Annotated in this window: 10 protein-coding genes and 1 pseudogene; 5 read left to right on the top strand and 6 right to left on the bottom strand. The window is 41.5% G+C overall.

Features of this window, described 5'->3' with window-relative positions:
• Window positions 1–118 precede the first annotated feature (118 nt).
• Window positions 119–478 carry a hypothetical protein gene (locus JWH17_RS22345; protein WP_205224922.1) on the bottom strand — a complete coding sequence of 120 codons (360 nt, stop codon included), beginning with the start codon at window positions 476–478 and terminating at the stop codon, window positions 119–121.
• Between the two features lie 58 nt (window positions 479–536).
• Here JWH17_RS22345 and JWH17_RS22340 point away from each other — a divergent pair, with 58 nt between their 5' ends.
• Window positions 537–2,057, top strand: a complete 1,521-nt coding sequence (locus JWH17_RS22340; RefSeq protein ID WP_205224921.1) for an IS1634 family transposase — start codon at window positions 537–539, stop codon at window positions 2,055–2,057.
• 262 nt (window positions 2,058–2,319) lie between these two features.
• On the opposite strand, the gene JWH17_RS24765 is transcribed toward JWH17_RS22340, so the two are convergent.
• Entirely contained in the window at window positions 2,320–2,481 is a 162-nt protein-coding gene (locus tag JWH17_RS24765) for a transposase (protein WP_205224920.1), read from the bottom strand.
• Between the two features lie 179 nt (window positions 2,482–2,660).
• On the opposite strand from JWH17_RS24765, the gene JWH17_RS22330 reads away from it, so the two are divergent.
• The 3 genes and pseudogenes from JWH17_RS22330 to JWH17_RS24760 all read left to right on the top strand — a co-directional run.
• A complete protein-coding gene (locus tag JWH17_RS22330; RefSeq protein WP_205224919.1) occupies window positions 2,661–2,897 on the top strand; it encodes a hypothetical protein in 237 nt (78 codons plus the stop codon).
• 542 nt (window positions 2,898–3,439) lie between these two features.
• On the top strand, window positions 3,440–4,918 hold the full coding sequence (locus JWH17_RS22325) for a right-handed parallel beta-helix repeat-containing protein (RefSeq protein ID WP_205224918.1): 1,479 nt from the start codon (window positions 3,440–3,442) through the stop codon (window positions 4,916–4,918).
• A gap of 95 nt (window positions 4,919–5,013) precedes the next feature.
• Window positions 5,014–5,223 (top strand): annotated as a pseudogene (locus JWH17_RS24760) (transposase); the annotation flags it as partial.
• Here JWH17_RS24760 and JWH17_RS22315 read toward each other — a convergent pair.
• Window positions 5,167–5,490 (bottom strand): hypothetical protein, encoded by a 324-nt coding sequence (locus tag JWH17_RS22315; protein WP_205224916.1) that lies wholly within the window; start codon window positions 5,488–5,490, stop codon window positions 5,167–5,169. The pseudogene JWH17_RS24760 and the gene JWH17_RS22315 overlap by 57 nt on opposite strands.
• A 181-nt stretch (window positions 5,491–5,671) precedes the next feature.
• Between JWH17_RS22315 and JWH17_RS22310 the strand changes: the two genes are divergently transcribed.
• Complete coding sequence (locus JWH17_RS22310) at window positions 5,672–5,863, top strand: hypothetical protein (protein WP_205224915.1); 192 nt, start codon at window positions 5,672–5,674, stop codon at window positions 5,861–5,863.
• 128 nt (window positions 5,864–5,991) lie between these two features.
• Here the strand turns inward: JWH17_RS22310 and JWH17_RS22305 are convergent, their stop codons facing one another.
• The 3 genes from JWH17_RS22305 to JWH17_RS22295 form a co-directional block, all read right to left on the bottom strand.
• The gene (locus JWH17_RS22305; protein ID WP_205224914.1) at window positions 5,992–7,185 is read right to left on the bottom strand and encodes a glycosyltransferase family 4 protein; all 1,194 of its coding nucleotides are present in this window, start codon (window positions 7,183–7,185) and stop codon (window positions 5,992–5,994) included.
• Between the two features lie 403 nt (window positions 7,186–7,588).
• Window positions 7,589–7,816, bottom strand: a complete 228-nt coding sequence (locus JWH17_RS22300; RefSeq protein WP_205224913.1) for a hypothetical protein — start codon at window positions 7,814–7,816, stop codon at window positions 7,589–7,591.
• Window positions 7,817–7,918: 102 nt separating this feature from the next.
• On the bottom strand, window positions 7,919–8,100 hold a 182-nt coding region (locus JWH17_RS22295; protein ID WP_205224912.1), incomplete at its 5' end, for a hypothetical protein.

Here is an 8,100-nt window from a genome sequence, read left to right as displayed (position 1 = left end):
GCTTGCAGATGTAATACAAGGAGTTCAATTTAAAGATGGGGAGCCTGTGGCTCCAATAGTGAGCGAAGAATCTGACAGAGCTGTCGTTTAGGAATCATTCTTCGAACACCAGACTTGACTATAACTCGCGAAACACTTCAGAGATCACGAGCAACTCCTTATATTGACAACGGTTCAGTGCTGCAAAGCCAGGATGCTTGCCAAGTTGATCAATAGTGTTGAGGTTACGTCGCAGATAACCCAGCTGTTGACGGATACATTTGCGAACCTTCTTGTGACCGATCCGTTTGTCTTTGGCAACTGAGAGGAGTTGCTTTCTGGATCGTTGGCGGTAGGTGCGCGGCTTTTTATACCCTTTCCCTCTGGCTTGCGTTTTCGGAATGTAGGCACATCTCGGATCAATGCAAATTTTATTTTTGCGTAATTTTAAGGAGTTGCTGTTTTTGAGCCCTTCAAAACGGCCAAAAACTGTGGGCACACGCTATACGAATTTACACTTAATAATATAGTATGTTGTGTTATTTTTACAGGCAATCATGTACTTGCGAACAACACAACGAAAGAACAAAGACGGCTCGGTAACCAAATATTACCAGCTCGCCCATAACGTACGGCATCCAGAGACCAAACTGACTACTGCCAAGATTATCCACAGCTTCGGCAGAGCAGATGAACTTGATCGAGAGCAACTCGTCCGCTTGTGCCGATCCATTGCCAGGGTCTGTGGGGTTGAGGTTATTGATCCTTTGGATGCGGCTTGTTCAAAGGGCGGACTACCTGCCGATGTCAAGATACTCAGGACATTAGAATACGGAACGGTCCGTGTCATAGCAGAACTTTGGGAGCAGCTTGGGATCGGTAAAGTTATCCGTGAAGCAACCCATGACAAGGGCGTCGATTACGATAAAGCCATACTGGCTATGGTTGCCAATCGCCTTTGTTGTCCGGAATCTAAGCTCGGAGTGTGGGAGAGGTGGCTCAATACGGTTTACCTGCCAGAGTGTGGTCATTTCAAATTACGCCAACTTTATGAGGCTATGGATATTCTGCATGAAAATGCGGAGGAAGGTTTCTGGGCACCCCAAATTGTCGTTGCCCTGGCTGTCACCGGGGAAGGAATACCGGTCAAAAGCTGGGTCTTCCCAGGAAATACTGCCGATGTCAGCACCGTAGAGACTATCAAAAAGGATCTCCGTGGCTGGAATCTTGGACGTGCACTGTTTGTTGCTGACTCAGGCATGAACTCCACAGATAATCGCACGGAACTTGCTAAAGCCTGCGGAACATATCTCCTCGCAACCAGGATGGCAAGTGTGAGTGAAGTAAAGCAAACAGTACTTTCTACCCCTGGCCGTTATAGAGAGATATCTGAAAGTCTTCACGCCAAGGAGGTCTTACTCGAAAACGGCAAACGCTACATCCTTTGCTACAATCCCAACGAAGCGAAAAGACAGGCCTTGCATCGAGAAGAATTGGTAACCATGCTTGAAGAAGAGCTTTCCAAGCATAAAGATCGAAAGATCAGTAATAAATGGGCCATAGAGCTGTTGGCTTCACGGCGGTTCAAGCGTTACCTTGCCATCACGGAACACAACACGATCCATATCGACCGCAAAGCTATCAAGGATGCAGCAAAATATGATGGCAAATGGGTCTTGGAAACCAATGATAAAAATATAAGCGTCGAAGATGCCGCCCGCGGTTATAGGGGGCTTATGGTTATTGAGCGCTGCTTTCGCCCCTTGAAAAAGACCCAGATAAAAATGATGCCAATGTATCACTGGCTACCGGATCGTATCGAGTCGCATGTCAAAATATGTGTGCTGGCTCTCCTTATAGAGCGTATAGCGGAGTTGGCATGTGATAAACCCTGGCGGAAAATCCGGCTGGTCCTGAGTAAAATACAAGCGACAGAATTCGCAACGCCAGGGCACCATTTTTACCAATTAAATGAACTACCAAATGAAGCGAAGTCAACTATAAAACAGCTTGCATTTGCCTGTCCCCGCAAGGTTTTTGGCATCCAGACCGTGAAAAAAGATACTGCAATGATGTAGGCACACGCGAAAAAAACTGGATCCTGTCAGCCCGCCTTGCAGGCGGCTTCGCGAGCTGGTCTCGGATTTGGCGCGAAAACGCAAGTATGGCTTTGTGCAGAATACAATAATCTGCTCACTCTTTTCGCGGGCCTTGTTATGAAAAAACTGTGTTGCTAAAAGAAGACACGAAAGTGTCTCATGATAGTTTTTACTATGGGAATATTTTTTCTGTGACAACTGTAGCAGGTGTTATCATTGACCGTCACCATTTCTGTCAATTTCATCCTGCCTGCCTGGCTTGTTGTTTGGCAGCTTTCAGTGTTTCGGCATTTTTCGGGGTCACTTTTGGGGGACGCCCAAGCCTCGGCCCTGACTGTCGAATCTGGTGCTTCTTACAATATCGGACGTTCTCTCGGTTACGATAAATTTTATCGGCATGCACCGATTTCGGATAACAACCAAATCGCTTCCTATACGACTCAATCTGGGGGATGAGATCGCCGCCTTCATTGTAGTTGTCCCAACTGATATGGTCGACAAAACTGATGCCCTCGACAAGGCTAATGCTGACTTCCCCCCAAACTCAGTATCGGCAGCTTTGTCACGAGTTATCGGTCGAACATGCGGCTGGCCGATACTGACAATACGATGCTTGCGGTTCTCGTGCATCCATTGTTGCAGGCTAAACACTTCAGTGATCACGAGCAACTCCTTATATTGACAACGATTCAGTGCAGCAAAGCCAGGATGCTTGCCAAGTTGATCAATAGTGTTGAGATTGCGTCGCAGATAACCCAGCTGTTGACGGATACATTTGCGAACCTTCTTGTGACCGATCCGTTTGTCTTTGGCAACTGAGAGGAGTTGCTTTCTGGATCGTTGGCGGTAGGTGCGCGGCTTTTTATACCCTTTCCCTCTGGCTTTGTGCAGAATACAATAATCTGCTCACTCTTTTCGCGGGCCTTGTTATGAAAAAAGTGTGTTGCTAAAAGAAGACACGAAAGTGTCTCATGATAGTTTTTACTATGGGAATATTTTTTCTGTAACAACTGTAGCAGGTGTTATATTTGCGATTACACGAAGCGGTTTTCTGGGCACTATGCGTTGGATCATATATTGCATAACACAAAGTTCATTATGGCTTAACAAATGGCGGGCTATATACTGGTTAGGTGAATATTGGTAACCCAACCCCTATTTATGAACGATTGTAGTGGTAGTTTCTACTTTTACTTGTGTCAAATAACACCCCTACAATAAGTACGGGTTTGGAAGGTAATTATTTAAATCAGGTAAAACTGTTCGTCACTAGGCTAGGTTTAAGTGGTGGCGATGAGCATACCCGAGTATGTAAATATTACTTTGGATTAAATCCTCTTGGATCTGCAAAGGAGAACAAAATGTTTTTAAAAAGTTTTAAACAGATGGAAAAATCAATACTCATAAATTTTTTATTTCTAATCTTTTTTTGCTATGCCTCATCTTCAACACTCCATGCAAAACCAGGAGCTCCCACAGATCTCCAGTCGCTAGGTCTTGGCAAGACCTACTTTGTTGCCAAAAACGGCAATAACAATGCTAATGGATTAACCCCTGATACTGCGTGGGCGACCATAAGTAAAGTAAATAATTCTCGTTTTTCTCCTGGTGACCGTATTTTGTTCAAGCGTGGTGCCACTTGGAAAGAGCAGTTACTAATTCCGAGCAGCGGCTCAGCGAGTGGCGGCAGTATCACGTTTGGAGCATACGGAACAGGGAATAAACCCGTCATTGATGGTACTGGTGTTAATCTTTCAAGGAATCATGGACTGATTAGGGGTAGCGGAAAAAATTATATCATCATAGAAAATATTCGAGTGCAAAACTCTGGGATTAATAAAGGTAACGAGAATTCTGGGATTGGATTTTATGGTGGTTCCTATATCACGGTGTCAAACTGTGAGGTATACAAGACAGAATCTGCCGGAATTAAAATGAATGCCAATTCCAATATTAGGGTACTCCACAATGACGTTTCGATGACCAATTGTAATAGTGCCAGCGAGCAAATATCGCTGGCTAATGTAAACGGATTTGAGGTTGCCTACAACGATTCATATAAGAACTGTAATCCGTCCCATAATCCTCCTGGAGGTGCTGGCATAGATTCTAAGCAAGGCTCTAAGAATGGCACTATCCACCATAACAACGTATGGGGTATAACTGGTGGTTCCAACGGCATATACGTCGACGCATACAATGTAGATACTTATAATATTCAAGTATACAGTAACTATGTTCGTGACATAGGTGCAGGTGGAATATCTATAGGTGCAGAACAAGGAGGTGCTTTACATAATGTTACGGTGCGGCATAACATCGTTAAGAATGCCAAAAGGGGCGGGATAGTATTTCATAATGGAGGTCCGACTGGTGCTTCGGTTTATGATATATTCGTCTATAACAATACATTGTATCGTAATGGGACAAGCGGCACCAACTGGTACGGCGGGGTAAGAATATTTGATCAGCTAATAAAAAGTATAACATTTAAAAACAATATTCTCTCCAGTGCTTACAATTTTCAAATCGGTGTGGATAAAAATGTTAGCCCTTCAGTGGTTACCTTGAGTCACAACGTAATTTACGGCGTAACGGGTGGTAGCGGTACGTTTGCCGATTTGAAGGGGACGAATACGATTTCTAAAAATCCGTTATTTAATTCCCCCGATAGTAACGACTTTCAATTACAGGCTGGTTCACCGGCAAAAGATGCCTGTAATAATTCCGTGTGGCAGGGTGTCCCAAACATAGAGGACTATAATGGTGTACCCATAACAGACAGTAGCGGGGTTATTGTTGCCCCTGGCGGAAGAGTTAACTGCGGCGCTTATGAATAGCAGCGGGAACTCTGGTTTTGGATGCTCGAATTTTGGTTTCTGCTTGATACCCGTAAAAGTTGCTTAAATTTTCCATAGTGCTCTATAGAGGGAAAAAGTCTATTCGGGATCACAAGGAACTTGTCCTCAACTATTTCCGGGCGAAAAAGGAGTATTCATCCGGTATTGTAGAGGGGTTCAACAACAAAGCAAAACTGACTGTCAGAAAATCTTACGGTTTTCGCAGCGATAAATTGAGGGAAACAGCGTTATATCATACGCTTGGCAACTTGCCTGTCCCGGAGTTCACCCACAGATTTGCCTGAAGAGGCATATTTCTTATGCACCCTGGAACCACAACCGGTACACGCTAGCGAGGTGATGTGCCTGCCAAGTTCGCCTTGAACAATAATCTGAACCAGTTCCGGGTCTATTGCAGGGTACTTTCTTCTAATGTTTTCGATTATCTCAAAAAGGGTATTATTAGGCGCATCAACACACTGGATAATATGATCAATTTTTTGATCAAGACTTGTATCGTACATGTCTTTATAGCTCTCTTTCCCAACCTGTGTTTTTTGCGCTCTCGCCATGGCATAACCCCCTGATTTTGCAGAGTATTATACCATAAAAGCGTTTACTTTTGAACTGAAAAGTTAACTTAACTGTCTAAAATTACTAACTAAATCGTTCCTCAGTGTGCTCAGCTTACGCATTCCATAAACGTCGGATGCACCCATCCTAGACAGCCTGTTCCATGCCTGTTGTGATGAGGTGGCCGATATCAGCCTGCTGGAATCGATGAAGCGCCTGTTGGCCCTGGTCATGGATGCAATACGATCTACAGGAGAATTCTCGGAGCAAATAATTTCATCAATGATCGATGTAATCATGGGGACGGCTGTTGATATCCTGAATTCACACCAGGCGTGCACCGCTGTTTTAAACGGGAAAACAGCAAAATGAGGCAACCCCGAAAGTTGAGGTATAGCAATTGAAATAATAGCAACTGTGAAAAGTATGAAAATACGTCTTTCGTGTATTACATTTCTCACTTTTATGCCATACTCCTAACATTTTCTCCAACAATCATTTCAATCCTGACGTCCACTCACAACATTCTCACACAAGGTTGAAAGCTGTTCTGCTTTTTTCTGCCAGCTATGTCTTTCAATAATCGACTCTCTGGCGTTTCTCCCCATACTCTTGCGCAATTCTGAATTACTTATTAATTCATAAATTCTTTTATACATTTCTTCCACATTACCTGGTTTGCATAAAAAACCTGTTTTCCCATCTTCAATAAGATCATTTATCTGTCCCAATGCAGATGCAACAACTGGCTTGCCGCAAGCCATATACTCAAATATTTTTAACGGCGAATAGTAGAAAAAATCTAAATCCGGATATGGGGCTAGAACCAAATCCATGCAACAGATATGAGCAGGGATTTGATCATAATCCACGCTTCCGGTAAATATAACATTGTCCACACATCCTTTTTCTTTAATAGATTGTTCCAGCATATCTTTCATCGGACCGCCAGCACCAACCATTAAAAATTTAACGGTTTTATCCTGTGAAACCGTTTTTTCAATCAAGCTAATTAAGTTATCAATTCCATGAAATAATTGAAATGTACCTAAGAAACCGATAACAACTGAATTATTCAACCCATATTTTTTTTTAAGATTATCAGTATTGATATCAGGGTTAAATTTTTTGGTATTTACTCCATTGTAAATTACTTTTATTTTATTTAAATCAACATTATGATTCTTAAAGCTATATTTAATTTCATCACTTACTGTAAATGTTAAATTTGACTTATTTATATTCTCTCTTTGAATATAATTCAACAATTTTTCATTTGCTTTATAATGTGGCTGAAATTTTAACATTTCATAAACAAAAGGGCTATCAAGCTCGACTATTATGGGTAAATTTTTTAATTTTGAAACAAATAAAGAAGAAATCCTATAAGGATCAATCCTGGTGATAATTAAATCTGGATTTTCATGTTCTACAATTTGTTTTTCTTTCCAGAAATATTTTAAATTAACTAGAATCTGCTTTGGCTCATGAAGATATTTGGAAAGTTTTTTTTTGATCGTCTGCTTTTCCGATGGTGTAGTACTTATTTCTTTTGTAGCTTGTCGATTTAGCCAGTATATTTTTACTTCATGTCCCAGCTTTTCAAATTCTGAAAACAGTTCCAGAGTTTTTACTTTTGGACCGATAGAGACTCCATCAATATCATATAAATAATTGAAATAAACAATTTTCATTATTCCTCCACTTATTATTAATCAATAAATTCATCGTACACATATTCAAATTTTCCATACTGTATTTAACGTGAAAACTCATCCTACATAACGTTTCGACTTACACTTTCTAAGCTTTCGCCATTGTCTTCTTTTGCAATCATTTTAGCATTGCTTTTTCAAAATCGACTGGTGATTTTGATTAAACCAGATATTCCATCTTTAACAGCTTCAGGAGTACAATCAAGTACTGTATCAAATAATGATCTTGAGTTTGACATATCTTAAAGAATAATATTTGAAAATCTTTCAAATAGGTAAAGAAGTATAAAAATATTTAACGATAATAAAGTTTCCTGTACATCTTTTCTAAAGTCCAGTAAGGGAATATGCTCTGCCAAAACATGATTGTTAATTTGTTTTTTTATTCTTCATTTAAAGGACCATCACCTGCAAAGCAGAGGCGGACCTTGTCGAGCGGGATGATGTCCTGGCTTCTGAGGTCAGCTAAGAAGCCTCGAGATTCTTTGATATTACTGACTTGATGCCAACTTAAAAGGTGGACAATCTTGTCCTTGTCAAGCAAGTAACCACGGATACCTTTTGCTTTTCGCCAGCAATGCGGTTGGCCCTTTTTTTTTTTGAATATCATACTGGTATTTGCCATCTCTCAAATTGAGAACATCTTCGTATGGAGTATGGAAGGTCTTGCAGTTTGGGCAAGCATAGTATGACCTCAACTTTCGGGGTTGCCTCATTTTGCTGTTTTACCGTTTAAAACAGCGGTGCACGCCTGGTGTGAATTCAGGATATCAACAGCCGTCCCCATGATTACATCGATCATTGATGAAATTATTTGCTCCGAGAATTCTCCTGTAGATCGTATTGCATCCATGACCAGGGCCAACAGGCGCTTCATCGATTCCAGCAGGCTGA

Origin of the sequence: Desulfogranum marinum (assembly GCF_016918565.1) — a bacterium.
In the GTDB taxonomy this organism is placed as follows: Bacteria; Desulfobacterota; Desulfobulbia; order Desulfobulbales; family Desulfobulbaceae; genus Desulfogranum; species Desulfogranum marinum.
Note: the sequence above shows the minus strand (reverse complement) of the source record. Positions and strands in the feature narration are given on the sequence as shown.

What these genes read in the sequence shown, in the direction of transcription:
- JWH17_RS22340 (WP_205224921.1), top strand. Translation starts at nt 537, where the DNA reads ATGTACTTGCGAACAACACAACGAAAGAACAAAGACGGCTCGGTAACC.
- JWH17_RS22330 (WP_205224919.1), top strand. Translation starts at nt 2,661, where the DNA reads ATGCGGCTGGCCGATACTGACAATACGATGCTTGCGGTTCTCGTGCAT.
- JWH17_RS22325 (WP_205224918.1), top strand. Translation starts at nt 3,440, where the DNA reads ATGTTTTTAAAAAGTTTTAAACAGATGGAAAAATCAATACTCATAAAT.
- JWH17_RS22315 (WP_205224916.1), bottom strand. Translation starts at nt 5,490, where the DNA reads ATGGCGAGAGCGCAAAAAACACAGGTTGGGAAAGAGAGCTATAAAGAC.
- JWH17_RS22305 (WP_205224914.1), bottom strand. Translation starts at nt 7,185, where the DNA reads ATGAAAATTGTTTATTTCAATTATTTATATGATATTGATGGAGTCTCT.
- JWH17_RS22300 (WP_205224913.1), bottom strand. Translation starts at nt 7,816, where the DNA reads ATGATATTCAAAAAAAAAAAGGGCCAACCGCATTGCTGGCGAAAAGCA.